The organism is Streptomyces collinus, assembly GCF_031348265.1.
Classification (GTDB): domain Bacteria; phylum Actinomycetota; class Actinomycetes; order Streptomycetales; family Streptomycetaceae; genus Streptomyces; species Streptomyces collinus.
In genome coordinates this window covers 1,690,854-1,713,658 of sequence record NZ_CP133771.1, presented here as the reverse complement: position 1 = coordinate 1,713,658, position 22,805 = coordinate 1,690,854, and the positions used below count along the sequence as shown (strand labels likewise).

The 22,805-nt window shown below is 73.1% G+C and carries 20 protein-coding genes; 15 read left to right on the top strand and 5 right to left on the bottom strand.

Going from position 1 to position 22,805, the window contains the following annotated elements; translation table 11 throughout:
* The first annotated feature begins 63 nt into the window (after nt 1–63).
* Nucleotides 64–993 carry a LysR family transcriptional regulator gene (locus tag RFN52_RS07660; RefSeq protein WP_184844119.1) on the top strand — a complete coding sequence of 310 codons (930 nt, stop codon included), beginning with the start codon at nt 64–66 and terminating at the stop codon, nt 991–993.
* Nucleotides 994–1,057: 64 nt separating this feature from the next.
* Here the strand turns inward: RFN52_RS07660 and RFN52_RS07655 are convergent, their stop codons facing one another.
* From RFN52_RS07655 to RFN52_RS07645, 3 genes are all read right to left on the bottom strand, one after another.
* On the bottom strand, nt 1,058–1,753 hold the full coding sequence (locus RFN52_RS07655) for a gamma-glutamyl-gamma-aminobutyrate hydrolase family protein (protein ID WP_184853825.1): 696 nt from the start codon (nt 1,751–1,753) through the stop codon (nt 1,058–1,060).
* Between the two features lie 37 nt (nt 1,754–1,790).
* The gene (gene eat, locus RFN52_RS07650; RefSeq protein ID WP_184844116.1) at nt 1,791–3,236 is read right to left on the bottom strand and encodes an ethanolamine permease; all 1,446 of its coding nucleotides are present in this window, start codon (nt 3,234–3,236) and stop codon (nt 1,791–1,793) included.
* Nucleotides 3,237–3,399: 163 nt separating this feature from the next.
* Nucleotides 3,400–4,137, bottom strand: a complete 738-nt coding sequence (locus RFN52_RS07645; RefSeq protein WP_184844113.1) for a FadR/GntR family transcriptional regulator — start codon at nt 4,135–4,137, stop codon at nt 3,400–3,402.
* 97 nt (nt 4,138–4,234) lie between these two features.
* Here RFN52_RS07645 and RFN52_RS07640 point away from each other — a divergent pair, with 97 nt between their 5' ends.
* Genes RFN52_RS07640 through RFN52_RS07625 form a run of 4 tightly spaced genes read left to right on the top strand, consistent with a single transcriptional unit; the run spans nt 4,235 to nt 8,711 of the window.
* Nucleotides 4,235–5,599 (top strand): glutamine synthetase family protein, encoded by a 1,365-nt coding sequence (locus tag RFN52_RS07640; protein ID WP_184844110.1) that lies wholly within the window; start codon nt 4,235–4,237, stop codon nt 5,597–5,599.
* A gap of 8 nt (nt 5,600–5,607) precedes the next feature.
* Nucleotides 5,608–6,981 (top strand): aldehyde dehydrogenase family protein, encoded by a 1,374-nt coding sequence (locus RFN52_RS07635; protein WP_184844107.1) that lies wholly within the window; start codon nt 5,608–5,610, stop codon nt 6,979–6,981.
* Nucleotides 6,978–7,763, top strand: a complete 786-nt coding sequence (locus RFN52_RS07630; RefSeq protein ID WP_184844104.1) for a 3-oxoacyl-ACP reductase — start codon at nt 6,978–6,980, stop codon at nt 7,761–7,763. The genes RFN52_RS07635 and RFN52_RS07630 overlap by 4 nt, the downstream gene beginning before the upstream one ends.
* Before the next feature lie 42 nt (nt 7,764–7,805).
* The gene (locus RFN52_RS07625) at nt 7,806–8,711 is read left to right on the top strand and encodes a DUF2510 domain-containing protein (protein ID WP_311240920.1); all 906 of its coding nucleotides are present in this window, start codon (nt 7,806–7,808) and stop codon (nt 8,709–8,711) included.
* Nucleotides 8,712–8,724: 13 nt separating this feature from the next.
* On the opposite strand, the gene RFN52_RS07620 is transcribed toward RFN52_RS07625, so the two are convergent.
* Nucleotides 8,725–9,927, bottom strand: coding sequence for an amino acid deaminase/aldolase (locus tag RFN52_RS07620; protein ID WP_184844101.1), 1,203 nt, complete (start codon nt 9,925–9,927; stop codon nt 8,725–8,727).
* 1,722 nt (nt 9,928–11,649) lie between these two features.
* On the opposite strand from RFN52_RS07620, the gene RFN52_RS07615 reads away from it, so the two are divergent.
* From RFN52_RS07615 to RFN52_RS07605, 3 genes are read left to right on the top strand one after another with little or no spacing between them, the layout of a single operon-like run.
* Entirely contained in the window at nt 11,650–12,462 is an 813-nt protein-coding gene (locus RFN52_RS07615; protein ID WP_184844098.1) for a hypothetical protein, read from the top strand.
* Nucleotides 12,459–13,667, top strand: coding sequence for a type VII secretion-associated serine protease mycosin (mycP, locus tag RFN52_RS07610; RefSeq protein WP_374050154.1), 1,209 nt, complete (start codon nt 12,459–12,461; stop codon nt 13,665–13,667). Before RFN52_RS07615 ends, mycP begins: the two co-directional genes overlap by 4 nt.
* Before the next feature lie 42 nt (nt 13,668–13,709).
* A complete protein-coding gene (locus tag RFN52_RS07605; RefSeq protein WP_184844094.1) occupies nt 13,710–14,438 on the top strand; it encodes an SseB family protein in 729 nt (242 codons plus the stop codon).
* Nucleotides 14,439–14,458: 20 nt separating this feature from the next.
* Here the strand turns inward: RFN52_RS07605 and RFN52_RS07600 are convergent, their stop codons facing one another.
* Nucleotides 14,459–14,815, bottom strand: a complete 357-nt coding sequence (locus RFN52_RS07600; RefSeq protein ID WP_062925865.1) for a DUF1844 domain-containing protein — start codon at nt 14,813–14,815, stop codon at nt 14,459–14,461.
* Between the two features lie 395 nt (nt 14,816–15,210).
* On the opposite strand from RFN52_RS07600, the gene infC reads away from it, so the two are divergent.
* The 7 genes from infC to pheT all read left to right on the top strand — a co-directional run bounded on the left by infC (nt 15,211) and on the right by pheT (nt 22,560).
* Entirely contained in the window at nt 15,211–15,861 is a 651-nt protein-coding gene (gene infC, locus RFN52_RS07595) for a translation initiation factor IF-3 (protein WP_221760418.1), read from the top strand.
* A 107-nt stretch (nt 15,862–15,968) separates the two neighbouring features.
* The gene (rpmI, locus tag RFN52_RS07590; RefSeq protein WP_003977225.1) at nt 15,969–16,163 is read left to right on the top strand and encodes a 50S ribosomal protein L35; all 195 of its coding nucleotides are present in this window, start codon (nt 15,969–15,971) and stop codon (nt 16,161–16,163) included.
* A gap of 98 nt (nt 16,164–16,261) precedes the next feature.
* Nucleotides 16,262–16,645 carry a 50S ribosomal protein L20 gene (rplT, locus tag RFN52_RS07585; RefSeq protein ID WP_003989074.1) on the top strand — a complete coding sequence of 128 codons (384 nt, stop codon included), beginning with the start codon at nt 16,262–16,264 and terminating at the stop codon, nt 16,643–16,645.
* A gap of 87 nt (nt 16,646–16,732) precedes the next feature.
* The gene (locus tag RFN52_RS07580) at nt 16,733–17,593 is read left to right on the top strand and encodes a TrmH family RNA methyltransferase (protein ID WP_184844091.1); all 861 of its coding nucleotides are present in this window, start codon (nt 16,733–16,735) and stop codon (nt 17,591–17,593) included.
* A gap of 53 nt (nt 17,594–17,646) precedes the next feature.
* Complete coding sequence (locus RFN52_RS07575; protein ID WP_184844088.1) at nt 17,647–18,798, top strand: sensor histidine kinase; 1,152 nt, start codon at nt 17,647–17,649, stop codon at nt 18,796–18,798.
* Nucleotides 18,799–18,925: 127 nt separating this feature from the next.
* Nucleotides 18,926–20,047, top strand: coding sequence for a phenylalanine--tRNA ligase subunit alpha (gene pheS, locus RFN52_RS07570; protein ID WP_184844085.1), 1,122 nt, complete (start codon nt 18,926–18,928; stop codon nt 20,045–20,047).
* Nucleotides 20,047–22,560, top strand: coding sequence for a phenylalanine--tRNA ligase subunit beta (gene pheT / locus RFN52_RS07565; protein ID WP_184844082.1), 2,514 nt, complete (start codon nt 20,047–20,049; stop codon nt 22,558–22,560). Before pheS ends, pheT begins: the two co-directional genes overlap by 1 nt.
* The last annotated feature ends 245 nt before the right edge of the window (nt 22,561–22,805 follow it).

Genomic DNA, 22,805 nt, shown 5'->3' with positions numbered 1-22,805 from the left:
CGGTGGGGCCGGGACAGGGGCACCACCAGGGACTATGCCTCTATGGCGGCATAAGCTGGGTTTATGAGCAACGCGGATGAGCAGGCCGGGCCGACCGTCTCCGGCTCCCTGGCGCACCGGGTGCCGGATCTGGGCGCCCTGGAGCTGCTGCTGGCGGTGGCGCGGCTCGGCAGCCTCGGCGGCGCGGCACGCGAACTCGGCATCACCCAGCCCGCGGCCAGCAGCCGGATCCGGTCGATGGAGCGGCAGCTCGGCGTGGCGCTGGTCGACCGCTCGCCCCGCGGGTCCCGGCTCACGGACGCCGGGGCGCTGGTGACGGACTGGGCGCGGCGGATCGTGGAGGCGGCGGAGGCGTTCGACGTGGGCGCGCAGGCGCTGCGCGTGCGCCGCGACTCCCGGCTGCGGGTGGCCGCGAGCATGACCATCGCCGAATACCTGCTGCCGGGCTGGCTGCTCGCGCTGCGGGCACAGCGGCCCGACACAGCGGTGTCGCTGCACGCGGGGAACTCGACGGTGGTGGCCGAGCGGCTGCTGTCGGACGAGGCGGATCTGGGGTTCGTGGAGGGGCTCTCGGTGCCGGCCGGTCTCGACTCGGCGGTCATCGCCCACGACCGGCTGATAGTGGTGACCGCGCCGGGGCACGCCTGGGCCCGGCGGCGGCGGTCGCTGGCCGCGGAAGAACTGGCGTCGACGCCGTTGATCCTCCGCGAGAAGGGGTCGGGGACGCGGCAGGTGCTGGACGCGGCGCTCGGCGGGCTGGCCCGGCCGCTGATCGAGCTGTCCTCGACGACGGCGGTGAAGGCGGCGGCGGTGAGCGGGGCGGGGCCGGCGGTGCTGAGCGAACTGGCGGTGAGGGAGGAACTGGCGATGCGGCGGCTGGTGTCGGTGCCGGTGGACGGGGTCGCCCTGGCGCGGGACCTGAGGGCGGTGTGGCCGACGGGGCACCGGCCCACCGGGCCGGCGCGGGACCTGTTGTCGCTGACGCGAGGATAGCGGCGCGCCGTGACCAGGGGGCTCCGCCCCCTGGACCCCGGCCTGTGCCCACCCACCGCCCGAATCAGTCGGTCAGGAAGCCCGGCTCGCGGGGCATGGCTGCCTCCACCAGCGCCCTCATCACCCGCACGTCCTCGCCCATCTCCGGATGCCACTGCACCCCCAGCACCCAGTCGGCAGAGGGCAGTTCCACGGCCTCCACCGTGCCGTCCGCCGCGTACGCCGAGGGGACCAGCCCCTCGCCAAGGCGGTCGACGGCCTGGTGGTGGTACGTCGGCACGAACGTCTCCTCCGGCACGACCCCGGCGTACAGGCTCCCCGGCACCGGCTTGACCGCATGCCCCCCGAAGACGCCCACGACCTCCGCGTGCCCGTCGATGTGCTGCACGAGGGTGCCCCCGAGAGCGACGTTCAGCAGCTGCATGCCCCGGCAGATACCCAGCAACGGCACGCCCGCCGCCAGCGCCGCGTCGATCAGCGCCAGCTCCCACGCGTCCCGGTCCGGCGCCGGCGGCCCCGTACGCTCCTCGCGCTCCGCCCCGTAGCGGACCGGCTCCACGTCCGGCCCGCCCGCGATGACCAGCCCGTCCAGCCGCGCCACGGCGTCGGCGGCCTGCTCCGGGTCGTCCGGAGGCAGCATCGCGGCCAGGCCGCCCGCCCGCTGCACCAGCCGGGGATAGCCGACCGGCAGCAGCGCGGCCTCCAGCTCCCAGACGCCCCAGCGCGCCCCGGACTCCAGATAGGTGCTGACCCCGATCAACGGCCTGGCCACGACGACTCCCTCACCACTCGAACACCTAGTCCCGAGCCAACTCTGCCTCGGCCGCAGCCAGTGCCGCGAACTCCTCCTCCGGTGCCTTCGCCACCAGCCGCTTGCGGCTGTACAGACCGAAGTACCCGACCGCCACCGCGTAGACCACGAGCGCGATCAACGCCGCCGTCACATCCACGAGGAACGTCGCCACCAGCGCCGCACACGCCAGCACCAGCGCGACCGACGAGGTCAGGATTCCGCCCGGCGTACGGTACGGCCGCGGCAGCTCCGGCTCGCGGCGCCGCAGCACGATGTGCGACAGGGACATCAGCGCGTAGGAGATGGTCGCCCCGAAGACCGCGATGTTCAGCATCCGCGCGCCGTTGCCGGAGACCGCGGCCAGCAGGAAGCCGATCGTGCCGGGAACCAGCAGGCCCAGGTACGGCGCCTTGCGGCGGCTGGTGAGCGACAGGAAGCGCGGCAGGTAGCCCGCCCGGGACAGGGCGAACAGCTGGCGCGAGCCCGCGTAGATCAGGGAGAAGAAGGACGCCACCAGGCCGGCGAGCCCGGCGTAGTTGACGATCCGGCTCAGGGTCGTCGCCTTGCCGTTCGGCTGGAGCGCCTCGACCAGCGGGTTGCCCGCCTCCTGGATCGCGGCGGAACCGCGGGCCCCGGCCGCCGCGAAGAACGTGACCACCGCCAGCACCACCAGGATGCCCATCGACCAGCGGATCGCCTTCGGCAGCGTACGGGCCGGATCCTTGGTCTCCTCGGCGGCCAGGGGCACGCCCTCCACGCCCAGGAAGAACCACATGCCGAAGGGGAACGCCGCCCAGATGCCGAGCAGGCCGAACGGCAGCCAGGAACTCGACCCCGCGGCGGAGGAGTCGACCGGGATGTCGTCCAGCGACGCGAGGGAGAAGTCGGGCAGTGCCGCCAGCGCGAACACGACCAGGGCGACCACCGCGATACCGGTGACGACGAAGCTGAAGCGCAGCGCCTCACCCACGCCCCACAAGTGGATGCCGAGGAAGATCGCGAAGCAGACCAGGTACATCGGCCAGCCGGACTCCAGCCCGAACAGGCCCAGCGACTCGACGTAGTCGCCGATGAAGATGACGATCGCGGCGGGCGCGAGGACGTACTCGATGAGGATCGCCGTGCCGGTCAGGAAGCCGCCCCACGGGCCGAGCGCCCGCCGGGCGAAGCCGTAGCCGCCGCCCGCGGTGGGCAGGATCGAGGAGAGTTCGGCGAGGGCGAAGACCATGCAGGCGTACATGGCGCCCATGAGGACCATGGCGATCGCCAGGCCCCCGAAGCCGCCTTCGGCCAGGCCGAAGTTCCAGCCCGAGTAGTCGCCGGAGACGACGTAGGCGACGCCGAGGCCGGTCAGCAGCACCCAGCCGGCGCTGCCGCGGCGCAGGGCTCTGCGTTCCAGATAGTCGTCGCCCTCGGGGGCGGCGGGTGTGACGGTTGGTTCCTGGGGCATGGGCAGACTCCCGACGGGGCGGCGGTGGTCACGGGATCGAGCGGGCTCCGACTCAATGGAATGGAGCCATACCTTTGCGGTGCCGACCGGGGATGGCAAGACCCGTGCGTGAATCGCCTGTAAATCCTCACCGCGCCGAGACACCGCACCGAAACGCCGCTCCTCAGCCGAGGAACCCCCGCAGCAGTGCCGCCGTGCCCCCGCAGTGCTCGCGCATGATCTCCCGCGCCTGGTCGGCCTCGCCCTCGATCACCGCCTCCACCAGGGCGGTGTGCTGCCGCTGGGAGTGCTCCAGGTTGCGCACCAGCAGCGGGATGCAGTCGAGCAGGTCGTTGACCCTCGCGCGGACGGCCGCGTACTGGGCGGTGAGCGTGGGGGAGCCGGACAGCTCGGCGATCGTGAGGTGCAGCAGCGTATCCAGGCGGCGGTACTCGGCGAGCGGCGCGTCATGCGTGCGCGCCAGGGCCTCGCGCAGCCGGTCCGCCTGCTTCTCCTCCAGCCCGTGCGCCGCGCACAGCCCGGCCGCGCCCACCTCCAGCACCTCCCGGAACCGCAGCACGTCCTCTATGTCGACCTCGGCGACCCGGCGCCGCAGCTCGTCCTCGCCGACGGCCTCGGCGCGCGGCAGCACGAACGTCCCGCCGTACCGGCCGCGCCGCGACTCGACGAGCCCCTGGTCCTGGAGCACCTTCAGCACCTCGCGCAGCGTCACCCGGCTGATCCCCAGCCGCTCCGCCAGCTCCCGCTCGGCCGGCAGCCGCTCGCCCCCCGGCACCAGACCCAGCCGTACGACTTGCAGGATCTGCTCCAGCGCCTCCTCGAAGCCGTTGCCCGCGCGCACCGGTCGCAGCACCGGCGTCAGCCCGTCCCGCACCTCGCCGCCCCCAGCTTCCTCCGGCATGTGGCCGTACCCCCTTCCCAAGCAATGGTTCTCCGCAATACCTTATGGCTCCCGGCGGATCCAGGCAGCGGATCCAAGGAGCCTAGGAGGCCTTCCCGTGGCAGACCGCACACCCCCGCTGAGCGTCGAGGAGCTGCACACCCTCGTCGCCGGCGGTGAGATCGACACTGTCGTCCTGGCCTTCCCCGACATGCAAGGGCGGCTCCAGGGCAAGCGGTTCGCCGCACGCTTCTTCCTCGACGAGGTCCTCCGGCACGGCACCGAGGGCTGCAACTACCTGCTCGCCGTCGACACCGAGATGAACACGGTCGAGGGCTACGCGATGTCCTCCTGGGACCGCGGCTACGGCGACTTCGCCATGCACCCCGACCTCACCACCCTGCGCCGCGTCCCCTGGAACGCGGGCACGGCCATGCTCCACGCCGACCTGGCCTGGAACGACGGCTCCCCGGTCGTCGCCGCCCCCCGCCAGATCCTGCGCCGACAGCTGGAACGCCTCGCCGAACTCGGTTACACCGCCCAGGTCGGCACCGAGCTGGAGTTCATCGTCTTCAAGGACACCTACGAACAGGCCTGGGACGCCGGCTACAAGGGCCTGACCCCGGCCAACCAGTACAACATCGACTACTCGGTCCTCGGCACCGGCCGCATCGAGCCCCTGCTGCGCCGCATCCGCAACGAGATGGCCGGAGCCGGTCTCACCGTCGAGTCCGCCAAGGGCGAGTGCAACCCCGGCCAGCACGAGATCGCCTTCCGCTACGACGAGGCCCTGGTCACCTGCGACCAGCACTCCGTCTACAAGACCGGCGCCAAGGAGATCGCCGCCCAGGAGGGCATGTCGATCACCTTCATGGCCAAGTACAACGAGCGCGAGGGCAACTCCTGCCACATCCACCTCTCGCTCGCCGACGCCGACGGCACCAACGCCATGGCCGGCGACCTCGAAGGCGGCATGTCCGAGGTCATGCGGCACTTCCTCGCCGGACAGCTGGCGGCCCTGCGCGACTTCTCCCTCCTCTACGCCCCCAACATCAACTCCTACAAGCGCTTCCAGCCCGGCTCCTTCGCCCCGACCGCCGTCGCCTGGGGCCAGGACAACCGCACCTGCGCGCTGCGCGTGGTCGGCCACGGCCGCTCCCTGCGCTTCGAGAACCGCCTGCCCGGCGGCGACGTCAACCCCTACCTCGCCGTCGCCGGACTGGTCGCGGCCGGACTGCACGGCATCGAGCAGAAGCTGGAGCTGCCCGAACCCTGCCCCGGCAACGCCTACGCCGCCGACCTCGACCACGTCCCCAACACCCTGCGCGAGGCCGCCGAGCTCTGGGAGAACAGCCCCATCGCCCGGGCCGCCTTCGGCGACGAGGTCGTCGCGCACTACCGCAACATGGCGCGCGTCGAACTGGATGCCTTCGACGCCGCGGTGACCGACTGGGAGCTGCGCCGCTCCTTCGAACGCATGTGAGGTCCTTTGTGTCTTCCGAGCACCTTCTGGAAGTACTGAACCCCGCGACCGAGGAAGTCGTCGCCGCCGTCGCCGGGGCGAGCCCGGCCGACGTCGACACGGCCGTCACCTGGGCCGCCCGGGCACAGCGGACCTGGGCCGCCCTGCCCCCCGCGGACCGCGCCCGGCTGCTGCGCCGCTTCGCGGCCACCGTCGACGAGCACCTGGAAGAGCTGGCCCGCCTGGAGGTCCGCGAGGCCGGCCACCTCATCGGCAACGCCCGCTGGGAGGCCGGAAACGTCCGCGACCTGCTGGACTACGCGGCCGGGGGAGTGGAACGGCTCACCGGCCGTCAGATCCCGGTCCCGGGCGGCCTGAACGTCACGATCCTCGAACCGCTCGGCGTCGTCGGCGTGATCGCGCCCTGGAACTTCCCCATGCCGATCGCCGCCTGGGGCACCGCCCCCGCCCTCGCGGCCGGCAACGCCGTCATCCTCAAGCCCGCCGAGACCACCCCGCTCACCGCGCTGCGCCTCGCCGAACTCGCCCTGGAGGCCGGGCTCCCCGAGCACCTCTTCCAGGTGCTGCCGGGACGCGGCGACATCACGGGCGACGCCCTGGTCCGCCACCCCGGAGTCGCCAAGATCGTCTTCACCGGTTCCACCCGGACCGGGACGCGCGTCGCGGCCCTCGGCGCCGAGCAGGTCAAGCCCGTCACCCTGGAACTCGGCGGCAAGAGCCCCAACATCGTCTTCGCCGACGCCGACCTCAAGACCGCCGTCGACCCCTTCTCCTTCCTGGACAACTCCGGCCAGGACTGCTGCGCCCGCACCCGCGTCCTGGTCCAGGAGTCCGTCTACGACGAGGTCCGCGAGCATCTCGCCGAGGCGCTGGCCGCCGTGGTGGTGGGCGACCCGGCCGACGAGAAGACCCAGATGGGCCCGCTGATCTCCCGGCAGCAGCTCGACCGCGTCCGCGGCTTCGTGCCGGACGGTGCCCCGGCCCTGCGCGGCAGCGCACCCGAGGGCCCGGGCTTCTGGTTCCCGCCGACCGTCCTCACCGGCGAGAGCCCCGATTCGGCTGCCGCCTGCGAGGAGATCTTCGGCCCCGTCGCCGTCCTCCTGCCCTTCACCGACGAGCAGGACGCGATCCGCCTGGCCAACGACACCCCCTACGGCCTGTCCGGCTCCATCTGGACCCGGGACGTCGGCCGTGCCCTGCGTGTCTCCCAGGGCGTCCGCGCGGGCAACCTGTCCGTCAACTCCCACGCCAGCGTCCGCTACTGGACCCCGTTCGGCGGCTACAAGCAGTCCGGCGTCGGCCGCGAACTCGGCCCCGACGCCCTGGCCGCCTTCACCGAAACCAAGAACGTCTTCATCAGCACGGAGGGCCCCGCACAGTGACTGCCCAGGAGAACATCTGCCGCCGCCTGGTCGGCCGTACCGCCGTCGTCACCGGAGCCGGCAGCGGCATCGGCCTCGCCACCGCCCGCCGCCTCGCCTCCGAGGGGGCCAGCGTCGTCTGCGGCGACGTCGACGAGACCCGCGGCAAGGCCGCCGCCGAGGAGACCGGCGGCACCTTCGTGAAGGTCGACGTCACCGACCCCGACGAGGTCGAGGCCCTCTTCAGGACCGCGTACGACACCTACGGCAGCGTCGACATCGCCTTCAACAACGCCGGCATCTCCCCGCCCGACGACGACTCCATCCTGGAGACCGGCCTGGAGGCCTGGAAGCGCGTCCAGGAGGTCAACCTGACCTCCGTCTACCTGTGCTGCAAGGCCGCCATCCCCTACATGCAGCGCCAGGGCCGGGGGTCGATCATCAACACCGCGTCCTTCGTGGCCAGGATGGGCGCGGCGACCTCCCAGATCTCGTACACGGCCTCCAAGGGAGGCGTCCTCGCGATGTCCCGCGAACTGGGCGTGCAGTTCGCCCGCGAGGGCATCCGCGTGAACGCCCTGTGCCCGGGCCCGGTCAACACCCCGCTCCTCCAGGAGCTGTTCGCCAAGGACCCGGAGCGGGCCGCGCGCCGCCTGGTGCACATCCCGCTGGGCCGGTTCGCCGAGGCCGACGAGATCGCCGCCGCCGTCGCCTTCCTCGCCAGCGACGACTCCTCGTTCGTCAACGCCACCGACTTCCTGGTCGACGGCGGGATCGCCGGGGCGTACGTCACACCCCTGTAGGCGAGTGCCCCGACGGTCCGGGTCGCGCCCTACAGTGCCGGGATGAGCCTGACGCCGCCGCCCGGCTGGTATCCCGACCCGCACGCCCCGCACCGGCAGCGCTGGTGGGACGGCACGGCCTGGACCGAACACCGCCGCGCGCCCGAGGCGCCCGCCGTCCCGCCACCGGGCGGCGGCACCGGCCGGACGAAGGCGGTCGCCCTGGCCGCCGCAGGCGCCGTCCTGGTGGCGGCGATCGTCACCGGAGCCGTCGCCCTCGGCGGGGGCGACGGCGACGGCACGGAGGCCAGGACGGCCCCCACCTCCGCGCCCGAGACCACGCCCGGCTCTCCCGAGCCGACCCCCGAGGCGTCGACGTCAAAACCGTCCGCGGACGACCCCGCCGTCGTCGAGGACCAGCTCAACGGCATCACGTTCCCGCTGCGCGACGGCTGGGTCCGCCCGCAGCACGTCGCCCAGGACGACGTCGTCATGACGACCGACGGCACCTACGACTGCCCCGCCGGCGTCGGCCTGTGCCGCCACGGCATGGTCTTCTCCCGCACGGTGACCGAGAACGACGAGAAGTCCCCCGAGGCCCTCGCCAAGGCGGACATCCCCGAGGCCGCCGACGAGGCCTACGACCGCGACCGGCTCGGCCGCGAGCTCCACGGCGGCCTGGAGTCGCACCAGGTCGTCAAGTCCGGGCCGGTCGCGGTGGCGGGCCGCGCCGGGTACCTCGTGCGCTGGCGCGTCAAGACCGGCAAGGGCCCCGGCGGCTACGTGCAGTCGCTGGCCTTCCCCTCCAGCGTCGGCACCGAGTCGCCGGTCCTCGTCCGGTACGTCTTCGACGCGGGCGAGGACGGACCGCCGCTCGCCGACATGGACCGCATCACCCAGGGCATCCGCCCGTTCGGCGACGCAGACACGGGCGGCGGCGTCGGCAGCAGCATCGGCCCTGCGGACTGACGCCCCGCAGGCCTCAGAGAAACGTGTGGCCCTCGCCGCGGTAGGTGGGCACGGCGGCCGTCACCGCGTCGCCCTCGATCAGGTGCAGCCGGTCGAACCGCTCGCACAGCTCACCGGCCTTCGCGTGCCGGAACCACACCTTGTCACCGATCAGCAGGTCGTCCGCGGGCAAGCCCAGCAGCGGCGTCTGCACCTCACCCGCACCCTCCTGCGGGTCGTAGCGCAGCCCCTCCGGCAGATACGGCACGGGCGACCGGTCGGCCCCGGCCGCACCCGAGGCGGGATACCCACCACCGAGCACGGTCACCACCCCCACCCCCGGCCGCCGCACCACGGGCATGGCGAAGAGGGCCGACGGACGACCCCTGAACGACGTGTAGTTGTCGAACAGGCGCGGCACGTACAGCCCCGAACCGGCGGCGATCTCGGTCACCGCGTCCTCGGCCGCCGTGTGCTGCACCGAGCCGGTGCCGCCGCCGTTGACGAACTCCAGATCCGGCACGACGGCCCGCACCGCGCGCACCACCTCCGCACGCCGCTCGGCGAGTTCACGCTTGGCGGCGGCCTGCATCAGCCGGATCGCACGGGACCGCAGCGGACGCCCGGCCAGCGAGTCCCCGACCCCGGCGACATGCCCCTCGTACGCCATGATCCCCACGACCTCGAAGCCGGGCCGCCGGGCCACCGCCCGTGCCACGTCGGCGACCTGGGCGGGGGAGTGCAGCGGTGAACGCAGGGCCCCGACCCGCACCCGCCCGCCGAGCAGCTTCAGCGAGGTGTCCAACTCCAGGCACACCCGCACCACTTCACGCCCGCCGCCACGCGAGGCGTCGATCAGATCCAGCTGGGCGACGTCGTCGACCATGACGGTCACGGCGGCGGCGAGCTTGGGATCACCGGCCAGTTCGGCATACGCCGCACGGTCGGCGGACGGATAGGCGAGCAGTACGTCCTCGAACCCGGAACGGGCCAGCCACAGCGATTCGGCGAGGGTGAACGACATGATCCCCGCGAAGCCGTCCCGGGCCAGGACGCGCTCCAGCAGCGCCCGGCAGCGCACGGACTTGCTGGCGACCCGGATCGGCTTGCCCCCGGCACGTCGGACCAGGTCGGCGGCGTTGGCGTCGAAAGCCTCCAGGTCCACGATCGCGAGAGGGGCGTCGAGATGGGCGGTGGCCCGGTCGTAACGGGCCCGGTCGGCGGCGCGCGCAGTCATGAACGCAGCCTGCCAGACTGGATTACCGCAGGGTAGGGGGACGTTCCGGGCAGATGCCCCGGCCTCGTGGACTGGTTCCCGTTCGCCCAGGAACAAGCCGTAGAGTGACGCGAACGTACGACGGACGCCGCCGGCCGGGGATCCGCGCGGGATGACGCTCCGTCCGTACGGGTAGGTGTGCCCGGGACGATTCCGTACCGGGCCTCGGGCAGGACGGCAACGGCCCGCGTGAAACGAGCGGCCCGGGCATGAGGAAACGGGGGGTGCATGAGCACGGAAGCGCCACGCGCCTCCTTCCCTCCGCGCCCCACGACGCCACCGCGTCCGTCGCACCCGCCGGCCGCACCGCAAGCCCCGGCGGCGGACGAGCGGAACACCCCGGGCACCACGTCCGACCCCGCGCCGGGTCCGGCAGCGGCCCCCTCCGGGACGCCCGGGGACCCGAACGGCCCGAAACCCTCCCACAGGCCGAACGGCCACCCCCGCTTCCCCTCCCTCGGAACCGCGAACACCGGCTCCGCCGCGCCCCGGCCCAGCGGCTCCGCCGCACCCCGGCGCAACGAGCCTGCGGAACCCCGGCTCACCGGGCCCGCCGTACCCCGGCTCACCGGGCCCACCGCGCCCCGGCGCAGCGAGCCTGCGGAACCCTGGCCCAGCAACTCCGCCGCCCCCCGGCCCACTGGGCCCACCGCGTCCCGGATCACCGAGCCCTCCGCGCCGCCCCCGCCCCGCGCCTCCACCCGCTTCCCCGACATGCCGCCCAACATCGGCCGCGAGACGCGTGCCGACTCGGACCGGCCTTCCGGCGGTCGTGTGACCGGCCTCGGTTCGGAGCGGTCTTCCGGCGTCGGCCGTGAGGCGCGCCCTGGCTCGGACCGGCCCTCCGGCGGCCGCGACGGTGGCCTCGGCACGGACCGGCCTTCCGGCGTCGGCGGCGATGGCCGCCCTGGCTCGGATCAGCCTTCCGGCGGCGGCCGTGAGTCGAGCTTCGGTTCGGATGGGTCGTCCGGCGGTCGTGTGACCGGCCTCGGTTCGGATCGGCCCTCCGGCATCGCCCGCGAGGCGCGCCCTGGCTCGGATCGGCCCTCCGGCATCGCCCGCGAGGCGCGCCCCGGCTCGGACAGGCCCTCCGGTGGCCCCGACGGCCGTCCCGGCTCGGACCACCCTTCAGGCGTCAGTCGTGGGAGCAGCCTCGGCTCGGAAGGGCGGTCCGGTGTCAGCCGTGAGGCCCGCGCCGGTTCACCCGAGCCGTCCCCCTCCCCGGCATCCGATACTCCTCCGCGCCCGCGTCACCTCCCCACGCCGGGGCCCTCCGGCCGGGCGGGACGTCCGGACCCTTCGGAAGGGGCCTCGGCGGAGACGCCCGGCCGGCCCTTCCGCCTCTCCGCCCCCGGCGGGTCGGGCGGTTCCGGTGCTCAGGCCGGAGCATCGTCGGAGACGGCCGGCAGGCCGTTCCGGCTCCCCGAGCCCCGCCGTACCGGCTCCCCCGGCGAGACCACCTCCGAGACGACCGCCCGTCTCCGCCCGGTCCCCGCCGACCCGGCACCGGACGAGCCCGCCGTACCCGTCGCCCGCCCCGCCGCCCCGGGGGTGACGGCAGCCCGTCCCGCCGCCCCGCCGCGCCCCGCACACGAGCCGCAGGCCCCCGCCGCCCCACCACACCCGAGCCCCGCCCCGGTCTCTCCCGACCCCGCCCTCTCCTGGAGCGCCACGCGCCCCCTGGTGTCGTTCGGTGAACCCGAGGGCTACGACGGCGACGCCCGGCCCCGGCCGCTCCTCCGGCGCGGGGCGCCGCAGGCCGCCGCTGCCGCCGTCTGCCTCGTGCTCGGACTGGGCCTCATCTCCGGGGCGGTCACCGGCAGCTGGCTCGTCGGCGGCTCCGGGGAAGAGGGCTCGCCCACTACCTTCGCCGCCGCCGGAAGCCTCTGGCACAGCGTCCCGGTCGACCAGCTCTTCCCGCCCACCGTGCAGGGCAGGGGCGCCGGCCCCGGCGGAGCCGACCGCACCTGGACCCGTATCGCCGTCGCCCCCGACAGCGGCTGCAAGGACGCCTTCGACCCGCTGCTGCGCAAGGCCCTCGCCCCCGTCGGCTGCGAACGCCTCCTGCGCGCCACCTACACCGACGCCACCGAGAGTTACGTGACCACCGTCGGCCTGCTGTTCACCACCGCCGACGCCCCCGGCATGACCGCCCTCGCGAACCGTTTCCGCAGGGAACGCCTGGACCGCCGCAGCGACCTGATGCCCTTGCCGTACGCCGCGAAGGGCACGCTCGCCGCCGGCTTCGGCGCCCGCCAGCGCGCCTCCTGGACCGTCTCCGTGCTCACCGAGGCCCCGGTCGTCGTCTACGCCGTCTCCGGCTGGGCCGACGGCCGCACCGTCGACGACCCGCAGCCCGCCGGGGACGCCCTGGAGGCCGACGCCACCACCGCCGCCGCACAGGCCGGCCTCGGCAACGAGGCGCAGGGCCTCGCCGACCGCGTCGAACGCGACTTCCGCAGAAACGTCCGATCGGCCTCGGAGCAGCCCTCGTGACCGCCGTGCACCCCCCGGCCGGGAAACGCCCGCGCAGGCCGTCCAGGAGGGCCGCCGCCCTCGGCGTCCTGCTCACCGCCGGCCTCGTCCTCCTCCCCGCCGCCACCGCGTACGCCGACGGCATCCGCGCCCAGCAGTGGGCCTTGCAGGCCATGAACACCGAGCAGGCCTGGCAGACCACCAAGGGCCGCGGCGTCACCGTCGCCGTCCTGGACACCGGCGTCGAGGAGGATCACCCCGACCTGGTCGGCAACGTCCTGCCCGGCAAGGACCTGATCCGCTTCGGAGCCGAACCCGGCGACCGCGCCTGGGCCCGGCACGGCACCGCCATGGCCGGCATCATCGCCGGCCACGGACACGGCCCCGGCGACGCCGACGGCGTCCTCGGCATCGCGCCCGAGGCGAAGATCCTCCCGGTCCGCGTGATCCTGGAGGACGGCGACCCCTCCCGGGCCAAGGCCCGCAGCACCCGCGGCAACGCCCTCGCCGAGGGCATCCGCTGGGCCGCCGACCACGGCGCCGACGTCATCAACCTCTCCCTCGGCGACGACTCCGCCTCCGCGCACCCCGAACCCGGCGAGGACCAGGCCATCCAGTACGCCCTGAAGAAGGGCGTGGTCGTCGTCGCCTCCGCGGGCAACGGCGGTGAGAAGGGCGACCACATCTCGTACCCGGCCGCCTACCCGGGCGTCATCGCCGCCACGGCCGTCGACCGTGCCGGCACCCGCGCCTCCTTCTCCACCCGCCGCTGGTACGCCACGGTCAGCGCCCCCGGCGTCGACGTCGTCATCGCCGACCCCGACCACAAGTACTACGAGGGATGGGGCACCAGCGCCGCCGCCGCCTTCGTCTCCGGCGCCGCCGCCCTGGTCAAGGCGGCCCACCCCGGTCTCGCCCCGGCCCAGATCAAGTCGCTGCTGGAGGACACCGCCCGCAACGCCCCGGCCGGGGGCCGCGACGACTCCCGCGGCTTCGGCTTCGTCGACCCGGCGGCCGCCATCGAGGCCGCCGGCCGCCTCAAGCCGGAGGACCTGCAGTCGGCGTCCTACGGCGCGAAGTACTTCGGCAGCGGACCGGACGCCGACGCCTCCGGGGACGGCCCCGCCGACTGGGCCGCCCCCCTCGCGGGCGGTGCCGGCGGCGTCCTCCTGGTCGCTGCGGTCGTCCTGTGGCGCGGCCGCCGTGCCGGCCGTGCGGACTTCTGAGCCACTGCCGGGAGCCCACCACCCGGCCGATAGGGTCGACGCGTGGCGAACAAGAACATCCCGGACTCCGGCTTCTCCGACGACGACGGCTCAGCCGACCCCCGGCTGAGCGCGGCTCTCACCGCCTGGTCCGCGGACCGGAGCGCCGTGGGTCCGGTCCTGGCCGCCCTCAAGAACGCCCGGCTGCTCGTCCCCGTCGTGGCCGTGCTCGGCGAGGTCGAGGAGGACGAGCAGGGACTGCGCCGCGAGAAGACCAGCGACATGGCCGTCCCCACGCTGAAGGCCGGCGACCGCACGGCCCTGCCCGCCTTCACCTCCACGGACTCCCTCGCCCGCTGGGACCCGGCGGCCCGCCCCGTCGCCGTGCCGCTGTACCAGGCCCTCCAGGCCGCCGCGCACGAGAAGGCGGACACGGTCGTGCTCGACGTCGCGGGGCCGGTGCCCTTCGAGCTGACGGGTCCCGCGCTGCTCGCCCTCGCCGAGGGCCGCGCGAGCACCGACCCGCTCACCGACCCGGTCGTGGTGGGAGCCGTACGGGACGCCGTGGCCGCCGAGCCCGCCGTGGTGCGAGCCCACCTCGGGCCGGGACAGGCCGACGGCACCCTCGCCCTGGTGCTGGACCCGTCCGCGGTACCGGCCGAGGCCGCGCGGGCCGTCGCGGAGCGGCTCGCCGCCGACGAAACACTGAGGGCCCGCCTGGTGCGCGGCCTCGACCTGGCATTGCTGCCGGCCGAGGTCACGCCGCCGGGCGAGCCCCTGTTCGTACGCTGAGGAGCGGGCCGACCGTCGGACTAGCCGTAGACCGGGCCCGTGTACTTCTCGCCCGGCCCCTGCCCCGGCTCGTCCGGGACGAGGGACGCTTCGCGGAACGCCAGCTGGAGCGACTTCAGGCCGTCGCGAAGGGGCGCCGCGTGGAAGGAGCTGATCTCGGTCGCCGTGGCGTCCAGCAGACCGGCCAGGGCGTGGACCAGCTTGCGGGCCTCGTCCAGGTCCTTGTGCTTCTCGCCCTCCTCGGTCAGACCGAGCTTCACGGCGGCGGCGCTCATCAGGTTGACGGCGACCGTCACGATCACCTCGACCGCCGGGACCTCGGCGATGTCGCGGGCCATGGCGTCGAAGTCGGGGGACTCAGGAGGGGTCTCACTCATGCCCCACACGATAGGCGCAGCGAGCGGGCGAACCCCACGTGACCCCGGCTCGCCCCAATTGGCCGTTCCTGGCCGATGCTGGTAACCTCGTGTAACGACCGGTCGGACACGTGTGCCCCACAGCTCGCGGGCCCGGCCCACAAGTGGAGGCTTTCGAACTCCCACCCGATCACCCTCAGGGCGGCGGGTCACCGGTCAGGCGGTCCCGTCCAAGCGGCGGTGATCCGTCCGAAAGCGCGCCCCGCGGCTTCCCGCGGCGGTGCTCCGGTAGTTCGAGGAGCCCCGCCTGGGATCGTCCGGGGCATTTTTGTTGCTTCGACGCGGTTTGGTCTATCGAACACAGACGTTACGCGGCCGTCCGCCAGACCGTCGCGTGGTGCTACCGAGGAGGATCCATCAGCGCCGAGCCCCGCATCAACGACCGGATTCGCGTTCCCGAGGTGCGACTTGTCGGTCCCAGTGGCGAGCAGGTGGGCATCGTCCCCCTGGCCAAGGCACTGGAGCTTGCGCAGGAGTACGACCTGGACCTGGTCGAGGTCGCGGCGAACGCCCGTCCGCCCGTGTGCAAGCTCATGGACTACGGGAAGTTCAAGTACGAGTCGGCCATGAAGGCCCGTGAGGCGCGCAAGAACCAGGCGCACACGGTCATCAAGGAGATGAAGCTCCGGCCGAAGATCGACCCGCACGACTATGACACCAAGAAGGGTCACGTCGTCCGGTTCCTCAAGCAGGGCGACAAGGTCAAGATCACGATCATGTTCCGTGGTCGCGAGCAGTCCCGTCCCGAGCTGGGCTACCGACTGCTGCAGCGTCTCGCGGAGGACGTCCAGGACCTCGGTTTCGTCGAGTCGAACCCGAAGCAGGACGGCCGGAACATGATCATGGTTCTCGGTCCGCACAAGAAGAAGACCGAGGCGATGGCCGAGGCTCGCCAGGCGCAGGAAGCCCGCAAGGCGGAAGCGAAGGCCAACCCCGGCAAGTCGCAGAACGCCGCGGAGAACGAGGCGCCGGCTGAAGAGCCCGCCGAGGAACCCGCCGAGGCGTGACTCCCGGGACGCCAGTCCCAGGAAGCAACCGATACAAGACGACGCTCCACCGTGCCCGGTTTCACGACCGGGCACCGGAGCGCCACCGACGAGGAGAGTACGGCGCTATGCCGAAGAACAAGTCGCACAGCGGTGCCAGCAAGCGCTTCAAGATCACCGGCTCCGGCAAGGTGCTGCGCGAGCGCGCCGGCAAGCGCCACCTGCTCGAGCACAAGTCGTCCCGTGTGACGCGTCGCCTCACCGGCAACGCCGAGATGGCCCCGGGCGACGCCGCGAAGATCAAGAAGCTTCTCGGCAAGTGACGTCCGGGCGCGTGAGCGCCGGACGCACGTCAGACCGGGACCCAATCGATTTCGGGTCGTGTGAGCACCCCCACGGCCCCGCTACAAGGAGTTAACAAGTGGCACGCGTCAAGCGGGCAGTCAACGCCCACAAGAAGCGCCGGGCGATCCTCGAGCAGGCTTCCGGCTACCGCGGTCAGCGCTCGCGCCTGTACCGCAAGGCCAAGGAGCAGGTCACCCACTCGCTGGTCTACAACTACAACGACCGCAAGAAGCGCAAGGGCGACTTCCGTCAGCTGTGGATCCAGCGCATCAACGCCGCTGCCCGCGCCAACGGCATGACCTACAACCGCTTCATCCAGGGTCTGAAGGCCGCGAACGTCGAGGTCGACCGCAAGATCCTGGCCGAGCTGGCCGTCAACGACGCCGGTGCGTTCGCCGCCCTCGTCGAGGTCGCCCAGAAGGCGCTGCCGAGCGACGTGAACGCGCCGAAGGCTGCGTGACGCCGGCCCGAGCCGACGTGAACTGAAGGACCCGCAGGCCGGACGGTCTGCGGGTCCTGCTGTGCAGCTACCGAGAAAGCGAACAGGATGCCGCCTGCCACCCCCGAGCTCGTCTCCCCCCGCTCCCCCCGCGTCCTGGCCGCGCGGCGGCTGGCCAAGCGGAACTTCCGGGGGAAGGACCGCCTGTTCCTGGCGGAGGGGCCGCAGGCCGTCCGGGAGGCCGCCGGGCACCGGACCGGGGACGCGGCCACGCTCGTGGAGCTCTTCACGACGCTGGAGGCCGCCGAGCGCCACGCCGACATCGTGGGAGCCGCCCGGGACGCCGGAGCCCGGGTGCACCTCGCCGCCGAGCAGGTCATCGCCGACATCTCCACCACGGTCACCCCGCAGGGCCTCGTCGGCGTCTGCCGGTTCCTGGACACGCCCTTCGAAGAGGTCCTCGCGGCCCGCCCCCGGCTCGTCGCCCTCCTCGCCAACGTCCGTGACCCGGGCAACGCCGGGACCGTGCTGCGCTGCGCCGACGCCGCCGGGGCCGAGGCCGTGGTCCTGACCGACGCCTCCGTCGACGTGTACAACCCCAAGGCCGTCCGCGCCTCCGTCGGCTCCCTGTTCCATCTGCCGGTCGCCGTCGGCGTCCCCGTGGAGCAGGCCGTCGAGGCACTGCGGGACGCCGGTGTCCGGGTGCTCGCCGCCGACGGCGCGGGCGACCGCGACCTCGACGACGAGCTCGACAAGGGCACCATGGGCGGGCCCACCGCCTGGGTCTTCGGCAACGAGGCCTGGGGCCTGCCCGAGGAGACGCGTGCGCTCGCCGACGCCGTCGTCCGCGTCCCGATCCACGGGAAGGCCGAGAGCCTGAACCTCGCCACCGCCGCCGCCGTATGTCTCTATGCGTCGGCGCGTGCACAGCGCGCCTCCGGAGGGTGCCGCTCCGTCACCGGGAACTAGTAGGGTGACCAGCTCAGGACCCCTCTGCGGAGCCTTGGAGGTGGGGTACGGGGATGAGCGTCGGCACGAGCAGCGCACCGGGAGCCCAGGACGCCGGGAGCCCGCCCGCCGCGTCCCGGCCACCCGGTGATCCCGCAGGCCTCGGCATCGACCCCGATCACCTGCCCGACGGGCTCGTCGTCGCCGACGAGCAGGGCCACGTCATCTGCTTCAACGCGGCCGCCGAGCGCATCACCGCCGTCCGCGCCCGGGACGCCCTCGGGCAGCGGCTGGAGAAGGCCCTGCCCTTAGAGGACCTGGAAGGCCGGCGCTGGTGGCAGCTGACCGACCCGTACGGCGGCCTCGCCATCCGCGTCGGACAGCCCGAGCGCAACCTGCTCCTGCCCGGCGGCCGTGAGGTGCTGGTCTCCGCGCGCTACGTCCGCACCCGGCCCACCGGGCCCCTGAGGCGCCTGGTCGTCACCCTGCGCGACACCGAGGCCCGCCGCCGCACCGAACGCAGCCATGCCGAGCTGATCGCCACCGTCGCCCATGAGCTGCGCTCCCCGCTGACCTCCGTCAAGGGCTTCACCGCCACGCTGCTCGCCAAGTGGGAACGTTTCACCGACGACCAGAAGCGGCTGATGCTGGAGACCGTCGACGCCGACGCCGACCGGGTCACCCGGCTCATCGCCGAGCTGCTCGACATCTCCCGGATCGACTCCGGCCGCCTGGAGGTGCGCCGCCAGCCCGTCGACATCGGCGCCGCCGTCGGACGGCACATCCAGGCCTACGTCGCCGCCGGGCAGCCCGCCGACCGGTTCCTGCTGCGCGTCCAGCAGCCGCTGCCCGATCTGTGGGCCGACCCCGACAAGATCGACCAGGTTCTCAGCAACCTGCTGGAAAATGCCGTGCGGCACGGCGAGGGAACTGTCACGATCGACGTCACGGCCACGGCGTCCCTCCGCGAGGGCGAGTACGCCGAGAACGCAGCCACGTCGGTCACGGTGAGCGACGAGGGGCCCGGCATCCCGGAGGAGTCCATGAACCGCGTCTTCACCCGCTTCTGGCGGGGCAGCAAGCGCGGCGGGACGGGCCTCGGTCTCTACATCGTCAAGGGCATCGTCGAGGCCCACGGCGGCACCATCACGGTCGGCCGCGCCCCCGGCGCCGGCGCCGAGTTCCGATTTACGTTGCCCGTGGCGGCTCCGGCGTATCTCGCCTGAGGACCACGGGCGCATTCGTCCACCTCCACCCCGTTAGACTCGGCCATTGGCACCTTTGTGTCCCGTAGACGGCCGTCGGAGTCGGTGACGGGGACCTCCAGCCAGCCAATCGGAAGCACGGGAAGAGATGTCGGCACCGAATAAGTCGTACGACCCGGTCGAGGTCGAGACGTTGAAACCGGAAGAGATCGAGCGCATGCGGGACGAGGCGCTCGCCGCCTTCGCCGCCGCGGACTCCCTCGAAGCACTCCACGAGGCCAAGGTCGCCCAGACCGGCCCCGCCTCCCCGCTGGCCCTCGCCAACCGCGAGATCGGCGCCCTGCCCCCGCACGCCAAGGCCGAGGCCGGCAAGCGCGTCGGCCAGGCCCGCGGCGCCGTGAACAAGGCCCTCGCGGCCCGCCAGGTGGAACTGGAGGCCGAGCGGGACGCGCGCGTGCTCGTCGAGGAGGCGGTGGACGTCACGCTGCCGTACGACCGCGTACCGTCCGGCGCCCGGCACCCGCTGACCACGCTGTCGGAGCGCATCGAGGACGTGTTCGTGGCCATGGGCTACGAGGTCGCCGAGGGGCCCGAGGTCGAGGCCGAGTGGTTCAACTTCGACGCCCTCAACATCGGCCCGGACCACCCGGCCCGCGGCGAGCAGGACACCTTCTTCGTGCAGAGCGCCGACGGCGGTTCCGACTCCGGCGTCGTTCTGCGCACCCACACCTCGCCCGTGCAGATCCGTTCGCTGCTCGACCGCGACCTGCCGGTCTACGTGATCTGCCCCGGTGTCGTGTACCGCACCGACGAGCTGGACGCCACGCACACCCCCGTCTTCCGCCAGGTCGAGCTGCTCGCCGTCGACGAGGGCCTGACCATGGCCGATCTCAAGGGCACCCTCGACCACATGGTCACGGCGCTGTTCGGTGAGGGCATGAAGACCCGGCTGCGGCCCAACTTCTTCCCCTTCACCGAGCCGTCCGCCGAGATGGACATGGTGTGCTACGTCTGCCGCGGCGAGTCCGTCGGCAACCCCGACCGGCCCTGCCGCACCTGCTCCAGCGAGGGCTGGATCGAACTCGGCGGCTGCGGCATGGTCAACCCCAAGGTGCTGACCGCCTGCGGCGTCGACCCGGAGAAGTACAGCGGGTTCGCCTTCGGGTTCGGCATCGAGCGGATGCTGATGTTCCGCCACAACGTCGAGGACATGCGAGACATGGTCGAGGGTGACGTCCGGTTCACCCGGCCGTTCGGGATGGAGATCTGATGCGGGTCCCGCTTTCTTGGCTGCGGGAGTACGTCGACCTGCCGGCGACGGAGACCGGCCGAGACGTCCAGGCCAAGCTCATTTCCGCCGGTCTGGAGGTCGAGACCGTCGAGCAGCTCGGTGCCGACCTCAAGGGCCCGCTGGTCGTCGGCCAGGTGCTGACCATCGAGGAGCTGGAGGGCTTCAAGAAGCCGATCCGCTTCTGCACCGTCGACGTCGGCCAGGCCAACGGCACCGGCGAGCCCCAGGAGATCGTCTGCGGCGCCCGTAACTTCGCGGTCGGCGACAAGGTCGTCGTGGTGCTGCCCGGCGCCTCGCTGCCCGGCGGTTTCACGATCTCCGCGCGCAAGACGTACGGCAGGAACTCGCACGGCATGATCTGCTCCGGCGAGGAGCTGGGCATGGGCGACGACGGCACCAAGGGCATCATCGTCCTGCCGCCGGAGACCGAGGTGGGCAAGGACGCCATCGAGCTCCTGGAGCTCGTCGACGAGGTCCTGGACATCGCCGTCACCGCCAACCGCGGCGACTGCCTGTCCATCCGCGGCGTCGCCCGCGAGACCGCCATCGCCTACGGCCTGCCGCTGCGTGACCCGGCCCTGATCGACGTGCCCGGCCCGAACGCCTACGGCTACCCGGTGCGGGTCTCGGACCCCACCGGCTGCGACCGCTTCACCGCCCGCACGGTGACCGGCCTGAGCGCCGAGGCCCGCTCCCCGATCTGGCTCCAGCGCCGGCTCCAGAAGGTCGGCATGCGCCCGGTCTCCCTCGCCGTCGACGTCACGAACTACGTGATGATGGAGCTCGGCCAGCCGCTGCACGCCTACGACCGCGGCCTGGTCCAGGGCACGATCGGCGTGCGCCGGGCCGAGCCGGGCGAGAAGCTCGTCACCCTCGACGACGTCGAGCGCACGCTGGACGCCGAGGACCTGGTGATCACCGACGACCGGGGCCCCATCGGGCTCGCCGGCGTCATGGGCGGCGCCAACACGGAGATCGCCGACCACGACAGCGCCGAGAACGTCACGGCGGACGTCGTCATCGAGGCCGCGCACTTCGACGCGGTGTCGATCGCGCGCACGGCCCGCCGCCACAAGCTGTCCTCCGAGGCGTCCCGGCGCTTCGAGCGCGGCATCGACCCGCAGGCCGCGGCTGCCGCCGCGCAGCGCACCGTCGACCTGCTGGTCCTCCTCGCCGGGGGCACCGCCGAGGCCGGCGTCACCGAGATCCTGGCCCCCTCCGCGCCGCGCACCATCACCATCCCCGCCGACCACCCGGACAAGGTCGCGGGCATCGCCTACGGCCGCGAGACCGTCGTGCGCCGCCTCCAGGAGGTCGGCTGCGACGTGTACGGGCAGGACGAGCTGATCGTCACCGTGCCGTCGTGGCGTCCCGACCTCACCGACCCGAACGACCTGGCCGAAGAGGTCATCCGGCTGGAGGGCTACGAGAACCTGCCCTCAACGCTGCCCCGGCCGCCGGCGGGCCTCGGCCTGACCGACCGGCAGCGGCTGCACCGCCGTGCCGGCCGTGCCCTGGCCGGTGCCGGGTACGTCGAGGCGCTGAACTACCCGTTCATCGCCGAGCAGGTCTTCGACCAGCTCGGCCTGGAGGCGGACGACCCGGCCCGCCGCGTCGTGAAGCTCAGCAACCCGCTGAGCGACGAGGAGCCCGCGCTGCGCACGACGCTGCTGCCGGGTCTGCTCGCCGCCCTGCGCCGCAACGACGGCCGGGGCTCGCACGACCTCGCGCTGTTCGAAACCGGACTGGTCTTCCGGCCGCGCGAGGAGCGGCGGACCGCGGCCGTGCTGCCCGTCGACCGCCGCCCGACCGAAGAGGAGCTCGCCGAGCTGAACGCGGCGCTGCCCGACCAGCCGCGGCACGTGGCCGTGGTCCTCGCCGGTGCGCGCGAACAGGCCGGCTGGTGGGGCAAGGGCCGTCCGGCCGACTGGGCCGACGCGGTCGAGGCCGCCCGGTCCGTCGCCCGTGAGGCCGGTGCCGAACTCGTCATCCGCAAGGGCCAGTACGGGCCGTGGCACCCGGGGCGGTGCGCCGAGCTGTCGGTCACCGTGGACGGCGCCGAGCGGGTCGTGGGGCATGCGGGCGAGTTGCACCCGCGGGTCGTGAAGGCTCTCGGGCTGCCCGCGCGCAGCTGCGCGATGGAGATCGACCTGGACGCGGTGGAGGCCGCCGGTGACGCCACGGCCGAGGCGCCGCGGATCTCCACGTTCCCCGTCGCCACGCAGGATGTCGCCCTGGTCGTCGACGCCGTCGTCCCCGCGGCGGAGGTCGAGGAGGCCCTGCGTGCGGGGGCCGGGGAACTGCTGGAGTCCATCCGGCTGTTCGACGTCTACGAGAACGCGGAGCAGCTGGGTGACGGACGGAAGTCGCTCGCCTATGCGCTGCGGTTCCGGGCGGCTGACCGGACGCTGACCGTGGACGAGGCCTCCGCGGCCCGGGACGCGGCGGTCGCCCTCGCGGGCGAGCGTGTCGGAGCCGAGCTGCGGAGTTAGCACCGCGGGACTGCGCGACGGCGGCGGCTGCGGGCTCGTCGTGGCTCGTCGCGCAGTTCCCCGCGCCCCTTGGGGCGGCCGGCGATGCCGTCCGCCCCGCCACGGAGTGTCGGGCAGGCGGCCGGGCGGACGGCGGGTGCGGGCCGCCGCACTGTACGAGGGGGAGCCGGCGGCCCGGCCGGCCTCTTTCGAGGCAATTCAGTCAACCGGTCGGCGACTCTCAGCGACAGTGCGCACACCGTGCG

Bases quoted from the DNA above. Each gene is read 5' to 3' on its own strand.
- RFN52_RS07575 (WP_184844088.1), top strand. From the start codon at position 17,647: ATGAGCGTCGGCACGAGCAGCGCACCGGGAGCCCAGGACGCCGGGAGC.
- rpmI (WP_003977225.1), top strand. From the start codon at position 15,969: ATGCCGAAGAACAAGTCGCACAGCGGTGCCAGCAAGCGCTTCAAGATC.
- RFN52_RS07660 (WP_184844119.1), top strand. From the start codon at position 64: ATGAGCAACGCGGATGAGCAGGCCGGGCCGACCGTCTCCGGCTCCCTG.
- RFN52_RS07645 (WP_184844113.1), bottom strand. From the start codon at position 4,137: ATGCCGGAGGAAGCTGGGGGCGGCGAGGTGCGGGACGGGCTGACGCCG.
- RFN52_RS07625 (WP_311240920.1), top strand. From the start codon at position 7,806: ATGAGCCTGACGCCGCCGCCCGGCTGGTATCCCGACCCGCACGCCCCG.
- pheS (WP_184844085.1), top strand. From the start codon at position 18,926: ATGTCGGCACCGAATAAGTCGTACGACCCGGTCGAGGTCGAGACGTTG.
- eat (WP_184844116.1), bottom strand. From the start codon at position 3,236: ATGCCCCAGGAACCAACCGTCACACCCGCCGCCCCCGAGGGCGACGAC.
- RFN52_RS07620 (WP_184844101.1), bottom strand. From the start codon at position 9,927: ATGACTGCGCGCGCCGCCGACCGGGCCCGTTACGACCGGGCCACCGCC.
- RFN52_RS07600 (WP_062925865.1), bottom strand. From the start codon at position 14,815: ATGAGTGAGACCCCTCCTGAGTCCCCCGACTTCGACGCCATGGCCCGC.
- RFN52_RS07580 (WP_184844091.1), top strand. From the start codon at position 16,733: ATGCCGCCTGCCACCCCCGAGCTCGTCTCCCCCCGCTCCCCCCGCGTC.
- pheT (WP_184844082.1), top strand. From the start codon at position 20,047: ATGCGGGTCCCGCTTTCTTGGCTGCGGGAGTACGTCGACCTGCCGGCG.